We start from the raw sequence: 13,974 nt of genomic DNA, 5'->3' as shown, positions 1-13,974 counted from the left end.
CGGGCAGCTTCGTAACGTAGGGTCTATAAACGTGAACTGGATACAAGCGGCTCTGTTGGGCCTGGTACAGGGGCTGACCGAGTTCCTCCCGATTTCCTCGAGCGCCCATCTGCGGATTGTCGGCGCCTTCCTCCCGGAAGCGTCCGATCCCGGCGCCGCCTTCACGGCCATCACGCAACTGGGCACCGAGACGGCGGTGATCGTCTATTTCTGGCGCGACATCTTGCGGATCATCCGGGCCTGGGCCGGTTCGCTGACCGGCAAAGTGTCCCGGCAGGACCCGGATGCGCGCATGGGCTGGCTTGTGATCCTCGGCAGCATCCCGATCATCGTCCTGGGCCTGCTGTTCCAGGACCAGATTGAATCGGTACTGCGCAGCCTGTGGGGCGTCGCGACCATGCTGATTGTCTTCGGCATGGTCCTCGCGGTGGCCGACACCATCGGCCGGCAGGACCGCGAACTGACGCAGCTGACCTACAAACACGGCCTCTACTACGGTCTCGCGCAGGCCCTGGCCCTGTTCCCCGGTGTGTCCCGCTCCGGCGGCACGATCAGCGCCGGGCTCCTGATGGGCTACACCCGTGAGGCGGCGGCCCGGTACTCGTTCCTGCTGGCCATCCCCGCCGTGTTCGGCAGCGGCCTGTACCAGCTGTACAAGGTGGTCTCCAAGGAAGGCATCACCGGCCCGTACGGTCTCCCGGAAACGGCCCTGGCCACCGTGATCGCCTTCATTGTGGGCTACGTCATCATCGGCTGGTTCCTGAAATACGTCTCCACCCGCGGCTACCGGCTCTTCGTCTGGTACCGGATCATCCTGGGAATGTCCTTGTTCCTGCTGCTCGGTTTCAATGTCATCAGCGCCTAGCACTAGGCTTGGGCTGTGAAATCCTGGATCTCCCGCCCTGTTGCCCAGCTCCCCGGCAGCATGCCCGCCCTGCGTCTCTTCGACACCGCCAAGGGCGGGATCGTCACCCTGGAGGCCACGGGTGAGCAGTCCATGTATGTCTGTGGCATCACCCCCTATGACGCCACGCACATGGGCCACGCGGCCAGCTATGTCGCCTTCGACCTCCTCAACCGCGCGTGGCGGGACGGCGGGCAGCAAGTCGCCTACGTCCAGAACGTGACCGACGTCGACGACCCCCTCCTGGAGCGCGCCACGGCCACCGGCGTCGACTGGCGCGATCTCGCGGCGAGCCAAATCGAGCTCTTCCAGACCGACATGGAGGCCCTGAACGTCCTCGCCCCGGACCACTACATCGGTGCCGTCGAGGCCGTTCCCCTGATCGTTCCCGCCATCGAGCGGCTCCTGCGCAACGGACTCGCGTACCGCGTCCCCGGCACCGGCGGCGAGCCCGACGGCGACGTCTACTACGACGTCGAAGCCGCCGGGAAGCACTCGACGGACGACGTCGACGCCTGGACCCTGGGATCCATTTCCGGACTGTCCGACGCCGAAATGCTGGAACTCTTCGCCGAACGCGGTGGCGACCCTGGCCGGGCCGGGAAGCGCCAGGCGCTGGATCCGCTGCTCTGGCGGGTTGCCCGCGAGGGCGAGCCCAGCTGGCCCGGCGGCGAGCTGGGGGAGGGCCGGCCCGGCTGGCACGTCGAATGTACCGTGATCGCCCAGGAGTACCTGCCCAAGCCGTTCACGGTCCAGGGCGGCGGCTCGGACCTTATTTTCCCGCACCACGAAATGGGTGCCGGGCACGCGTACTCACTGGCCGGCGTGCCGCTGGCCCGCCACTTCGCGCACGCCGGCATGGTGGGCCTCGACGGGGAGAAGATGAGCAAGTCCAAGGGCAACCTTGTCCTGGTTTCCAGGCTCCGCGCTGACGGGGAAGAGCCTGCCGCGATCCGCCTGGCGATCCTGGCCCACCACTACCGCACGGACTGGTCCTGGACCGACGCCGGGTTCGCGGAGGCCAAAGACCGGCTCCGCACCTGGCGCGAGGCCCTCGCCGTGGCCCCGGAAGGCTCCGCCGCGGCCCTGATCGGCCGGCTGCGGACCGAACTCGCCAACGACCTGAACGCGCCCGGCGCACTCGCTGCCGTCGATGCCTGGGCCAAGTCTGCCCTGGCCGCCCCGGGGGAGGCCTCAGCCACGGACGCCGCGCTGGTGAGCGACGCCGTCAACGCCCTGCTCGGCGTCGAAATCTAAGGCAAACGGTCAGGACGAAGCGGCTTCGATGATCTTCTCGTCGCCCTCGTTCACGGCCTTGACGACGGCGTCGTAGTCACCACTGTCGATGGCCTTGCTGACCTTCTTGGTGGCCTTGCTGATCGCCTTGTCGACGCGGTCGAGGTAGAGGTCGTCGACGATCGCAACGATCGCCGAGGAACCCGGCGGCAGAAACTCCTCCGCGTTGACGCCGATGGACTTCTCCTCGTGGCGCTTCCTGATGGCACCCACGCCTGCGCCGATTCCGGCACCGATCACGCCGGACAGCAGCAGCGGCGGAGCGAACAGTCCGACCACCAGCCCGCCGACTGCGCCGGCCGTGGTGCCGCCGGCGACCAGTCCGCCGCCGTGCTCCTTGACCTCGGTCTTGCCCGAGGAGTCACGCGACAGGACGACCGCAGCCGCCACGTCCGCGTCCTCCATGCCCTTGATCGCCTTGAAATCCTCTGCCGCCGAGCCCTCGTCGGCGTACGACGACACGAACAAGATGTAGTTGTGATCTGTCATGGTGTGCCCTCCACTGAGTTCTTGGCCGGCGCTGCGGCCAGGTCCAACTCTTGCCGCGACAGGCGCGGGCCGGCAGGGTCATAAGACTCTGGTCCGGGGGAGAACCCCCGCAGGCGGCCGGTCCGGCTGCCGCCATGAGGCAGATGCGGCTAGGGCTTGTCCTTGCCCCGGCGCTTGAGGTAGCGCTCAAATTCGCGGGCGATCGATTCACCGCTGGCCTCCGGCAGGTCGGCAGTGTCCTTGGCCTCCTCCAGCTGGCGCACATACGCGGCAATTTCCGGGTCCTCTGTCGCGAGCTCGTCCACGCCGCGCTCCCACGCGTCGGCCTCCTCGACCAGTTCCGTGGTGTCCAGCGGAACTTGGAGCAGCTCTTCGACCCGGTGCAGCAGGGCCAGTTGTGCCTTGGGTGACGGGGCCTGGGCCACGTAGTGCGGCACGGCCGCCCAGAGCGACACGGTCGGGAGCCCGGCCAGCAGTGCCACCTCGCCGAGCACGCCCACAATTCCCACCGGGCCCTCGTACTGCGAGGCCTCCAGGTCCATCCGCTCACGCAGGGCGGCGTCGTCCGTGGACGTGCTGACCGGAATGGGCCGGCTGTGCGGCACGTCAGCCAGCAGCGCACCGACCAGGATGACGTAGTCGACATGCAGGGCCTCGGCATGCACCAGCAGCTCCGCCGTGTAGGCACGCCACTTGTAGGACGGCTCGGTGCCCTGGACGAAGATGACGTCCACATTCGAGTCCGGGACGCTGGCCTTGAAGATCCGCGTCGAAGGCCACTTGATCTTCCGCTCGCCGGCCGCCGTCCGCCGGATCGTGGGCCGGGTGAACTGGAAGTCGTAGTACTCGTCGGCGTCGATCGCCCCGACCTTCTTGCCGCCCCAGAGCTTGTTCAGGTAGCGCAGGGCATCGCTGGCGGCCTCCCCGGCGTCGTTCCAGCCTTCGAAGGCCGCGAGCATGACGGTGATGCGCCGGCCCTCGGGCACTGGCTGCAGCAGCCGCTCCGGCTCGGAGACGGCGCCTGGTTCGGTGGGGTCTGCCTCGAAGCTGTTCATGCCATCACCCTACGTCCAAGAACCCGCCGTGCGCAGGCAATCGCGCGCCAAGGCACCGCAAATTCCGCCCGGAATCCCGCGCCCGGGCGGACGGAATTCGCCGTAGGCGTAGCGCGGGCGCCCGGCCGAGGGCTTCCCCGTAGACTGGAAGGCATGCGATCCTCAGCTTCCCGGCCCCTCCTTAAAGCAGCGCTCTGGGACATGGATGGCACCATTGTCGACACCGAGCCCTACTGGATCGCAGCCGAACACGCACTCGTCGAAGCCCACGGCGGACAGTGGTCGCACGCACAGGCCATGCAGCTCGTGGGACAGTCCCTGATGTTTTCCGCGGGAATCCTGCAGGAAGCCGGCGTGGCGCTGGAACAGCGGGAGATCATTGACACCCTCACCGGCCACGTGATCAGCCAGGTCCGGACCTCCATTCCCTGGCGTCCCGGGGCCCGGGAACTGCTCGACGAGCTGTACAACGCCGGCGTCCGCTGCGCCCTGGTCACCATGTCCGAGGCCCCGCTGGCCCGGGAGATCGTTGCGAGCCTGCCCGAGCCCTACTTCGAGTTCCTCGTCACGGGGGACACTGTCACCCAGGGCAAGCCGCACCCGGAGGCTTACCTCACGGCCGTTGAGCTCCTGCAGCAGCAGGACCCCGAACTCGGCCTGCACCACTGTGTGGCTCTGGAAGATTCCGTGCCGGGTGTCGCCGCCGCCGTGGCCTCCGGCATCGTCACGGTCGCAATTCCGCACATCCTGCCTCTCCCGCACGATCCCCGCCGCGCCACTTGGGACACCCTGGAGGGCCGGACAGTCGCGGACCTGGAAGAACTCGTCGCCCTGCGGCACGAATTCCCGGACGCCACGTTCGGTGCCGCAGCGGATGCCACCGGCCGCTTAGCATCGGACCCGACCGCACTCTCGACCGCACTTTCGACCGCGGGTCACGTCCGTGGCTGACCCCGGCAGCCAGGGACAGCCCGGCAAGACTCCGGCCACCCGCCGGGAGGGGATCCCGCTCGGCCGCATCGCCGGCATTCCGGTGTTTCTGGCGTATTCGTGGTTCATCATCGCGGCCTTCACGGTGATCGCCTACGGGCCGGTCCTGCAGAGCAACAACCCGCGCCTCGGCGTCACCGCCTTCTTCGTCGCCTTCGCCTACGCGCTGCTGCTCCTGGTATCCGTGCTGGCCCACGAGCTCGCGCACGCACTGACCGCGAAGCTGTTCAAGTGGCCCACGGAGAAAATTGTCCTCAACCTCTGGGGCGGCCACACCCAGTTCCAGAGCTTCACGGCCACACCTGGCCGCTCCGTCCTGGTGGCAATGGCGGGCCCGGCCGCGAACTTCGTCCTTGCCGGCGCAGGCTGGCTCCCGCTCGCCTACGGGGACCTGAATGGCGTGGCCGATATCCTGGCCAACATCTTCGTCTGGGCCAACCTGCTGATCGGCATCTTCAACGTCCTTCCCGGCCTTCCGCTGGACGGGGGCCGGCTGGTCGAGTCCGCCGTGTGGAAAGCCACCGGCAGCCAGGAAAAGGGCACGATTGCCGCGGGCTGGGCGGGCCGGATCATCGTGATTGCCCTGGCCCTGTGGTTTATTGTCCTGCCCCTGGCCAGCGGCGCACGGCCGGATATTTCCTTTACCCTTATCACCGCCCTGGTGGGCAGCTTCCTGTGGATGGGGGCGTCGGCGTCGATCCAGCAGGCCCGCCTGCGGGGCCGCCTGCACCTCGTCGACGCCGCGGCCCTCGCCGAACCCGCCCTCGGCCTCCCGGAAACCGCCACGGTCGCGGACTTCCTGGACCGGGCGCCGGCAGGAACGCCCGCCGTGGTGCTGTGCGACCGGGACGGCCGTCCCGTGGCCATCGTCGACGCCGGCGCCGCAGCCACCGTGCCTGCCGGCCTGGCCGCAGCAACCGCCCTGACCGCGGTCTCCTACCCCCTTGGCGCGGGCGCCTATGTCCCCGAATGGTCCAGGGGCCAGGAACTGGTCCAGTACTTGGCCCAGCTCGAGGGCCAGGAGTACGCAGTGGTGAACCGCGAGGGTGCCGTCACCGGGCTGCTGCGCCAGTCCGCCGTCGTCCGGGTCGTAACGGGCAAGTACCGGAACGAACGCCAGAACCAGGGCCAGAACCGGTAGAGTTACTGGGCGGTCGTGAATTTCCGGCCCCCACGCGCAAAGACCGGTGCCCGCCGGCATGTCCGCGGCCACACAGCTTTACAGGAGCGAGGAACATCTTCATGAGCAGCGACACCGCCGCAGGCACTAACACCGCCACCACCGCCGGCACTGACACCGCCACCGGCACTGACACTGCCGCAGGCACCACCGCGGCCGGCGCGAATGGTGCCACCGGCGCGGCGCGCCGCCGCGGACCGTTCCGCGAAGGCGAACGCGTCCAGCTCACGGACGAGCGCGGCCGGATGAACACGATCACCCTCGAAGTCGGCGGGGCCTTCCACACCCACCGGGGCTTCCTGAACCATGACGAGATCATCGGCAAGCCTGACGGCTCGGTGGTGGTCAACAACGTCGGGCAGCAGTACCAGACCCTGCGCCCGCTGCTTTCGGACTTCGTGCTCTCGATGCCGCGCGGCGCGGCCGTGGTCTACCCCAAGGACGCGGGCCAGATCGTGACCATGGCGGACATCTTCCCCGGCGCGCGCGTTGTCGAAGCCGGCGTCGGCTCGGGCGCCCTGTCCATCTCCCTGCTGCGCGCGGTGGGGGACAACGGATACCTGCATTCCTTCGAACGCCGCCAGGAGTTCGCGGACATCGCCCGCGGCAACGTCGAGACCATCTTCGGCGGCCCGCACCCGGCCTGGAAGATCTCCCTTGGCGACTTCCAGGAAGAAGTGGTGCGCACCGAGGAACCCGGCTCCGTGGACCGCGTTGTCCTGGACATGCTTGCGCCGTGGGAATGCCTCGACGCCGTCGCCACCGTCCTGGCCCCCGGCGGCGTGTGGATCAATTATGTCGCGACTGTGACGCAGCTTTCGCGGACAGCCGAAGCCATCCGCGCGGACGGACGATTCACCGAACCCGACGCGTGGGAATCCATGGTCCGCGGCTGGCATCTCGAAGGCCTGGCCGTCCGCCCGGACCACCGCATGGTCGCCCACACGGGCTTCCTGCTGGTAACCCGCCGGCTCGCCGACGGCGTCACGGGCATCTCGGTAAAGCGCCGCCCCTCCAAGACCGACTTTAACGAAGAAGACGTCAATGCCTGGACCCCGGGCGCTGTGGGCGAGCGGGCGGTCTCGGACAAAAAGCTGCGCCGCGCCGCCCGCGACGCAATCGCCGGAACAAACGTCGTCGACACCCCGGAGATAACGAACTAGGCAGCATATTTCGGATGTCTCCAGCGGCACCCGCCTTCTTAGGGCTATGGTCTTAACAGAAGAGCAGGAAGGGGCTGATGCACGATGGAGACTCCGAATACTGACCCGGGCCGCACACCGGCCGAGGACGCAGCGGATGCTGCCGCCCGCACGGACGCGGCCCGCGCCGCGGCCGGCGACGGCGACCGCTATGCCGCCAATGAACTGTCCGTCGCCGAGCGGCAGGTCAACATCCTCCGGGACAAGCTCCGCCACATTGACCGCCAGCTTGCCGCCGCGACGCAGAACAATTCCAAACTGGTCAGCATGCTGGAAACGGCCAAGGCCGAGATCCTGCGGCTGAAGAATGCCCTCGACCAGGAGGGACAGCCGCCGTACAGCTTCGGCACCATCCTCCACCTCAACCCGAAAAGGCAGCCGACGGCCGGGAACAGCGGCCAGGCGGCCACGGAAGAATCCGTGGATATCTTCAACGCCGGCCGCAAGATGCGGGTGGGGATCAGCCCGCTGGTCAACATCAGCCAGCTCGCCGTCGGGCAGGAAGTCCTGCTCAACGAGGCCCTGATGGTGGTCGCCGGGCTCGGCTACGAGCGGGCCGGGGACCTCGTCACGCTCAAGGAACTGCTGGGGACCGACCGTGCCCTGGTGGTGGGCCGCGCCGATGAGGAGCGGGTCATCCGGCTCTCCGGCGCCCTGCTCGCCCAGCGGCTCCGGGTCGGCGACGCGCTGTCCATCGATTCCCGGACCGGGTACGCGCTGGAAAAGATCCCCCGCTCCGAGGTGGAGAACCTCGTGCTCGAGGAAGTCCCGGACATCACCTACCAGGACATCGGGGGACTGGGCCCGCAGATCGAACAGATCCGCGACGCCGTCGAACTGCCGTTCCTGCACCCGGACCTGTACCGGGAGCACGGGCTGAAGGCGCCCAAGGGCATCCTGCTGTACGGCCCGCCCGGCTGCGGCAAGACCCTGATCGCCAAGGCCGTGGCCAACTCGCTGGCCGCCCGTGCCGCCGAGCGCGCCGGCAAGACGGACATGAAGAGCTACTTCCTGAACATCAAGGGACCCGAGCTGCTCGATAAGTACGTCGGCGAGACCGAACGCCACATCCGCCTGATCTTCGCGCGCGCCCGGGAAAAGGCGTCCGAGGGCAGCCCGGTGGTGGTGTTCTTCGACGAAATGGACTCCCTGTTCCGGACCCGCGGCACCGGCATTTCCTCCGACGTCGAAACCACCATCGTCCCGCAGCTCCTCAGCGAGATCGACGGAGTCGAACGGCTGGACAACGTGATCGTGATCGGCGCCTCCAACCGGGAAGACATGATCGATCCGGCGATCCTGCGCCCGGGCCGCCTGGACGTCAAGGTGAAGATCCAGCGACCCGACGCCGAGGCCGCGGCGGACATCTTCAACAAATACATCACCACGGACCTGCCCTTCCACGAGACCGACCTCGCCGAACACAACGGCGACGTGCAGGCGACCGTGGACGCCATGGTCCAGCGCACCGTCGAGGCGATGTACTCCACCGAGAAGTCCAACGAATACCTCGAGGTCACGTACGCCAACGGCGACACCGAAATGCTCTACTTCAAGGACTTTAACTCCGGCGCCGTGGTGCAGAACGTGGTGGACCGGGCCAAGAAGTACGCCATCAAGGACCTTTTGACCATCGGCCAGAAGGGCCTGCGGATCGACCACTTGCTCCGGGCAGTCGTGGACGAGTTCCGTGAACACGAGGACATGCCCAACACCACCAACCCGGACGACTGGGCACGCATCTCCGGCAAGAAGGGCGAGCGCATCACGTACATCCGCACTATCGTCCAGGGCAAGGCCGGCCAGGAGCCCGGGAAGTCCATCGAGACCATGCCCAGCACAGGCCAGTACCTGTGACGGCTGTTGTCCCCGGCAAGCCCGCCGACACCGCGGGCGGGCTGCCGGTCGGCGGGGCGATGCGGGTGATGGGCTCGGAGACCGAATACGGCATCCACGCGCCCTCGGCCCCGGGAGCCAACGCCACGATGATGTCGGCCCGGGTCATCCAGGCGTACGCCCAGGTCACCCGGCAGCGGGCCGCCGGCGGCGCCGAGACCCGGTGGGACTACACCGACGAGGAACCGCTGCACGACGCCCGCGGTTGGACCCTGGAACGCGCCAGCGCGGACCCGGAACAACTCACCGACCAGCCGCCCGTCCTCGACGCCGAGGCGATCGCCCTCGCCTACGGCCGGCAGGAACTCGAAGCCGACGGCCAGGACGAGTCCGGGACGCTGCTGATGAACATGGTGCTGGGCAACGGCGCGCGGTTGTACGTGGACCACGCCCATCCGGAGTACTCCAGCCCCGAGGTGACCAACCCCCGCGCCGCCGTCACATGGGACGCCGCCGGCGACCTCGTGGCCCTGGCCGCGGTCCGGCGCCTCGCCGCCGATCCCGAACTGCCGCCGATCAACCTGTACAAGAACAACACGGACAACAAGTCGGTCTCCTACGGCTCGCATGAGAATTACCTGATGCCCCGCTCGGTGCCGTTCGGCGAGATCGTGCGCGGCCTCACGCCGTTTTTCGTCACCCGGCAGATCATCTGCGGTGCCGGGCGGGTGGGCCTGGGGCAGGACAGCGCCCGGGCCGGCTACCAGATCAGCCAGCGCGCCGACTTCTTCGAAACCGAAGTGGGCCTGGAGACCACCATCCGGCGCCCCATCATCAACACCCGGGACGAACCCCACGCCACCGCGGACAAATACCGCAGGCTGCACGTCATCATCGGCGACGCCAACCTCAGCCAGGCGTCCAACTTCCTCAAGTTCGGCACCACCGCCATGGTCCTGAGCCTGATCGAGGCAAGGCTGGCGCCGCGGATTGAAGTCCACGAGCCCGTCGCCGCGCTGCAGGCCGTCAGTCACGACACCGCACTCAGCGGGCTGCTGCGCCTGGGCGACGGGCGGCGGATCAGCGCCCTGGATCTCCAGTGGATCTATTTCGAGGCCGCCTCCAAGCACGCGCAGGACACCGGCGTCGCGGACGCCGTGGACGGTGACGGACACACCCACGAGGTCCTGGAGCGGTGGTCCGCAACGCTGAGCGAGCTCGGCGGCGACCGGGCGGCGGCCGCGTCCTCGGTCGAGTGGCTCGCCAAACTGTCCCTGCTGGAGGGCTACCGCCAGCGTGACGGCCTGGGCTGGGACAACGCGCGGCTCGGCCTCGTGGACCTGCAGTGGGCCGACATCCGCCCCGAAAAGGGGCTCTACTACCGGCTGCTGGCCCGTGACCGGATGCACCGGATCGTCGACGACGCCGCGATTGCGCGTGCGGTGACCGAACCGCCGTCGGACACGCGGGCGTACTTCCGCGGGCGCTGCGTCAGCAGGTTCGGAGCGGACCTCGCGGGGGCCAGCTGGGACTCGGTGATCTTCGATGTCCCCGGCCGCGGCAGGCTCCAGCGGGTCCCCACCCGCGAGCCGCTGCGCGGAACCGAAGCCCTCACCGGCGGCCTGTTTGCCCGGCACCGGGAGGCCGGGACCTTCCTGGCCGAACTGCTCGGACTCAGCCCCGGTTCCTGAAAACAAAGCCCCCCGCGGGCGCCCCGGGCGTGGCACTATTGCTACAGGATGTCCCTTACGAGAAAAGGGACGGACATGAAGGAGAAGACAATGGCAGGCCAGGAGCAGCAGCAGCCGCAGTCGCGGGACACCGAGGTTGACGAGGACGTCCCCGCCGCGCCGCCGGCCCCGGCGGACGCCCAGGCGTCGGCAGCCACCCAGGGCGTCGACGATCTCCTCGATGAGATCGACGGCGTGCTGGAGTCCAATGCCGAGGAGTTTGTGCGCGCATTCGTCCAAAAGGGCGGCCAGTAGGAGCGCCGCCGGCCGCCGGATGAGGGCGGCGGGAGGGGCTAAGGGCCGGAAGAGTCGTTGATCCACCACGTTGAGGGAGAGCGTTAGTGCAGGAAACAACAGCCAACCGAGTAGCAGCCAACGCGACGTCCTCATTCACCGAGCATCTGCAGCGCGAACGGCCCGATCTAATGCCCTTCGGCCAAGTGCCGTTCAACCAGTTGCCCGCCGCCGGGCACACCGGACAGCCGGGAGCACCGCTGCAGGTCCCGCACGGGACCACGATCGTGGCGATGACCTATGCCGGGGGAGTGCTGATGGCCGGGGACCGCCGCGCCACCATGGGCAACGTGATCGCGAGCCGGCACATCGAGAAGGTCTTTCCCGCCGACCAGTATTCAGTGCTGGGCATCGCCGGGACCGCCGGAATCGCGCTGGACATCACCCGGCTGTTCCAGGTTGAACTCGAACACTACGAGAAGATCGAAGGCACGCTCCTGAGCCTGGACGGCAAGGCGAACCGGCTCGGCGCCATGGTGCGCGGCAACCTGCCCATGGCCATGCAGGGCCTCGCCGTCGTCCCCCTTTTCGCGGGATTCGACCGGCCCGCAGGCTTCGGCCGGCTCTTCTCCTACGACGTCACGGGCGGCCGCTACGAGGAACAGGAGCACCACGCGGTGGGATCCGGCTCGATGTTCGCCCGCGGCGCGCTGAAGAAACTGTGGCGTCCCGGCCTCTCGGAGCAGGACGCCGTGGCGGTCGCCGTCGAGGCCCTGTACGACGCCGCCGACGACGACTCGGCCACGGGCGGCCCGGACCCGGTCCGGCAGCTGTGGCCGGTGGTGTACATCGTGAACCGAACAGGCGCCTTCCGCGTCCCGGACCGCGATCTTGCCGCCGTGGCCGGCCGCGTCATCGAATCCCGCGCCGTCGCCCAGCGGGAGGCCTGAGATGACCCAGCAGTTCTATGTATCCCCCGAACAGCTGATGAAGGACCGTGCGGATTTCGCACGGAAGGGCATCGCCCGCGGACGCTCGGTGGTGGTCATCAGTTGCCGGGACGGGATTGCCCTCGTGGCAGAGAACGCGTCCCCGTCGCTGCACAAGATCGGCGAGATCTACGACAAAATCGCGTTCGCCGCCGTCGGGAAGTACAACGAGTTTGAGAGCTTGCGGCAAGCCGGAGTGCGGTACGCCGATGTCCGCGGATATTCCTACGACCGCGAGGACGTCACGGCCCGAGGGCTCGCCAGCGTGTACGCACAGAGCCTCGGCGCGGTGTTTACGGCCGAACAGAAACCCTTCGAGGTGGAACTGGCCGTGGCCGAAGTCGGTCAGTCCCAGGAGGCGGACCATTTGTACCGGTTGACCTTTGACGGGTCCATTGCCGACGAGCACGGCTTTATCGTGATGGGCGGCCAGGCGGACAAGGTCTCCGAGGCTGTCGCGGCGGGCTGGCAGGGCGAACTCGACTTCGCGGGCGCCATCCGGCTGGCCCTCGCCGGACTCGTGGCGGACAAGGAAACCACCACCCTGCCGGTATCCGCACTGGAAGTTGCGGTACTGGACCGGGATTCTGAAAGCGGCCGCGGCACCCGCCGCGCCTTCCGCCGGCTCGAGGACCCGGACATCGTGGCATTGCTGGCTGAGGAGAAGTGAGATGGACAAGCGCATATTCGGCATCGAAACCGAATTCGGAATTTCCTATTCAAGCCCGGAGTCCCGGCCGCTGGCACCGGAGGAAGTGGCCCGCTACCTCTTCCGCAAGGTGGTCAGCTGGGGACGGTCCTCCAACGTCTTCCTGACCAACGGCTCGCGCCTTTACCTGGACGTCGGGTCCCACCCGGAATACGCCACCGCCGAGTGCGACGACCTCGCCCAGCTGATCGCCCATGACCGCGCCGGGGAACTGATCCTGTGCGACCTCGTGGACGAAGCCCAGGAACGGCTCGCGGCGGAGGGCTTCAACGGCACCGTCTACCTGTTCAAGAACAACACGGACTCGGCCGGGAACTCCTACGGCAGCCACGAAAACTACCTCATCCCGCGGCGCGGGGAATTTTCCCGGCTCGCGGAGATCCTCATCCCCTTCCTCGTGACCCGCCAGCTGATCGCGGGGGCCGGCAAGATCCTCAAGACCCCGCACGGGGCGACCTTCGCGTTCTCCCAGCGGGCCGACCACATCTGGGAAGGCGTCTCCTCCGCCACCACCCGCTCCAGGCCCATCATCAACACCCGGGACGAGCCGCACGCGGACGCCGAATTTTACCGGCGCCTGCACGTGATCGTGGGCGACTCCAACATGTCCGAAACAACGGCGCTGCTCAAGATCGGCACGGTGGACCTGATCCTGCGGATGATCGAGGCCGGGGTGATCATGCGCGACATGCGGATGGAGAACCCGATCCGCAGCATCCGGGAAATCTCCCACGACCTCAGCGGCCGGGCACTGGTCCGGCTCGCCAACGGCAGGCAGCTCACGGCCCTGGAAATCCAGCGCGAGTACCTGGGCAAGGTCACCGCGTTCGTGGCCGAACACGGTGCCCACAACCCCCACGTGCCGCTGATCCTGGACCTCTGGGAGCGCACGCTCGACGCCATCGAAAGCGGCGACACGAGCACGATCGATACCGAAGTGGACTGGGCCATCAAGAAGAAGCTCATGGACAACTACCGGGAACGGCACGGGCTGGGCCTTGACGCTCCCAGAATTGCGCAGCTGGACCTGACCTACCACGACATTTCCCGCGGCCGCGGCCTCTTCTACCTGCTCCAGGCCCGCGGCGCCGTGCGCCGGGTGGTGGACGACACCGCGGTCAAGGACGCGGTGGATGCACCCCCGCAGACCACGCGCGCCAAACTCCGCGGCGACTTCGTCCGGCGGGCCCAGGAGCTTGGCCGCGACTACACCGTGGACTGGGTTCATCTGAAGCTGAACGACCGCGCCCACCAGACCATTCTGTGCAAGGATCCCTTCCGGAGCGTGGACGACCGGGTGGATGCGCTGCTGGACTCGATGGGCTGATACCCAGCTTCGCACGTTATTCTGGGGTAGGGC

13 protein-coding genes are annotated in these 13,974 nt (G+C 67.8%); 11 read left to right on the top strand and 2 right to left on the bottom strand.

Features of this window, described 5'->3' with window-relative positions; genetic code table 11:
• The first annotated feature begins 31 nt into the window (after nt 1–31).
• Both C560_RS0114145 and mshC read left to right on the top strand, forming a co-directional pair.
• Nucleotides 32–865 (top strand): undecaprenyl-diphosphate phosphatase, encoded by an 834-nt coding sequence (locus C560_RS0114145; protein ID WP_026538709.1) that lies wholly within the window; start codon nt 32–34, stop codon nt 863–865.
• A 15-nt stretch (nt 866–880) separates the two neighbouring features.
• Nucleotides 881–2,161: a cysteine--1-D-myo-inosityl 2-amino-2-deoxy-alpha-D-glucopyranoside ligase gene (gene mshC / locus C560_RS0114140; RefSeq protein WP_026538708.1), complete on the top strand. Its 1,281-nt coding sequence runs from the start codon at nt 881–883 to the stop codon at nt 2,159–2,161.
• 9 nt (nt 2,162–2,170) lie between these two features.
• Here the strand turns inward: mshC and C560_RS0114135 are convergent, their stop codons facing one another.
• Together C560_RS0114135 and C560_RS0114130 are read right to left on the bottom strand one after the other, a co-directional pair.
• The gene (locus C560_RS0114135) at nt 2,171–2,689 is read right to left on the bottom strand and encodes a DUF1269 domain-containing protein (protein WP_026538707.1); all 519 of its coding nucleotides are present in this window, start codon (nt 2,687–2,689) and stop codon (nt 2,171–2,173) included.
• Nucleotides 2,690–2,838: 149 nt separating this feature from the next.
• A complete protein-coding gene (locus C560_RS0114130) occupies nt 2,839–3,744 on the bottom strand; it encodes a PAC2 family protein (RefSeq protein ID WP_018772914.1) in 906 nt (301 codons plus the stop codon).
• A gap of 153 nt (nt 3,745–3,897) precedes the next feature.
• On the opposite strand from C560_RS0114130, the gene C560_RS0114125 reads away from it, so the two are divergent.
• The 9 genes from C560_RS0114125 to pafA all read left to right on the top strand — a co-directional run bounded on the left by C560_RS0114125 (nt 3,898) and on the right by pafA (nt 13,941).
• On the top strand, nt 3,898–4,695 hold the full coding sequence (locus C560_RS0114125) for an HAD family hydrolase (RefSeq protein ID WP_081801724.1): 798 nt from the start codon (nt 3,898–3,900) through the stop codon (nt 4,693–4,695).
• Nucleotides 4,688–5,875: a site-2 protease family protein gene (locus tag C560_RS0114120; RefSeq protein WP_026538705.1), complete on the top strand. Its 1,188-nt coding sequence runs from the start codon at nt 4,688–4,690 to the stop codon at nt 5,873–5,875. The genes C560_RS0114125 and C560_RS0114120 overlap by 8 nt, the downstream gene beginning before the upstream one ends.
• A 101-nt stretch (nt 5,876–5,976) precedes the next feature.
• Entirely contained in the window at nt 5,977–7,077 is a 1,101-nt protein-coding gene (locus C560_RS0114115; RefSeq protein WP_026538704.1) for a tRNA (adenine-N1)-methyltransferase, read from the top strand.
• An 84-nt stretch (nt 7,078–7,161) separates the two neighbouring features.
• On the top strand, nt 7,162–8,973 hold the full coding sequence (arc, locus tag C560_RS0114110; protein WP_026538703.1) for a proteasome ATPase: 1,812 nt from the start codon (nt 7,162–7,164) through the stop codon (nt 8,971–8,973).
• Nucleotides 8,970–10,643: a depupylase/deamidase Dop gene (gene dop, locus C560_RS0114105; RefSeq protein WP_026538702.1), complete on the top strand. Its 1,674-nt coding sequence runs from the start codon at nt 8,970–8,972 to the stop codon at nt 10,641–10,643. Before arc ends, dop begins: the two co-directional genes overlap by 4 nt.
• Nucleotides 10,644–10,733: 90 nt before the next feature.
• Entirely contained in the window at nt 10,734–10,937 is a 204-nt protein-coding gene (locus tag C560_RS0114100) for a ubiquitin-like protein Pup (RefSeq protein ID WP_026266331.1), read from the top strand.
• Between the two features lie 86 nt (nt 10,938–11,023).
• Nucleotides 11,024–11,866 (top strand): proteasome subunit beta, encoded by an 843-nt coding sequence (gene prcB, locus C560_RS0114095; RefSeq protein ID WP_026538701.1) that lies wholly within the window; start codon nt 11,024–11,026, stop codon nt 11,864–11,866.
• Nucleotide 11,867: 1 nt separating this feature from the next.
• Nucleotides 11,868–12,575, top strand: coding sequence for a proteasome subunit alpha (prcA, locus tag C560_RS0114090; protein WP_026538700.1), 708 nt, complete (start codon nt 11,868–11,870; stop codon nt 12,573–12,575).
• A 1-nt stretch (nt 12,576) separates the two neighbouring features.
• A complete protein-coding gene (gene pafA, locus C560_RS0114085; protein WP_026538699.1) occupies nt 12,577–13,941 on the top strand; it encodes a Pup--protein ligase in 1,365 nt (454 codons plus the stop codon).
• Nucleotides 13,942–13,974 lie beyond the last annotated feature (33 nt).

Origin of the sequence: Arthrobacter sp. 9MFCol3.1, from assembly GCF_000620385.1 — a bacterium.
In the GTDB taxonomy this organism is placed as follows: domain Bacteria; phylum Actinomycetota; class Actinomycetes; order Actinomycetales; family Micrococcaceae; genus Arthrobacter.
This window is presented reverse-complemented; position numbering and strand designations above follow the sequence as displayed.

Coding starts and splice junctions, on each gene's coding strand:
- pafA (WP_026538699.1), top strand. CDS start 12,577: ATGGACAAGCGCATATTCGGCATCGAAACCGAATTCGGAATTTCCTAT.
- arc (WP_026538703.1), top strand. CDS start 7,162: ATGGAGACTCCGAATACTGACCCGGGCCGCACACCGGCCGAGGACGCA.
- C560_RS0114130 (WP_018772914.1), bottom strand. CDS start 3,744: ATGAACAGCTTCGAGGCAGACCCCACCGAACCAGGCGCCGTCTCCGAG.
- C560_RS0114100 (WP_026266331.1), top strand. CDS start 10,734: ATGGCAGGCCAGGAGCAGCAGCAGCCGCAGTCGCGGGACACCGAGGTT.
- C560_RS0114115 (WP_026538704.1), top strand. CDS start 5,977: ATGAGCAGCGACACCGCCGCAGGCACTAACACCGCCACCACCGCCGGC.
- prcA (WP_026538700.1), top strand. CDS start 11,868: ATGACCCAGCAGTTCTATGTATCCCCCGAACAGCTGATGAAGGACCGT.
- C560_RS0114125 (WP_081801724.1), top strand. CDS start 3,898: ATGCGATCCTCAGCTTCCCGGCCCCTCCTTAAAGCAGCGCTCTGGGAC.
- C560_RS0114135 (WP_026538707.1), bottom strand. CDS start 2,689: ATGACAGATCACAACTACATCTTGTTCGTGTCGTCGTACGCCGACGAG.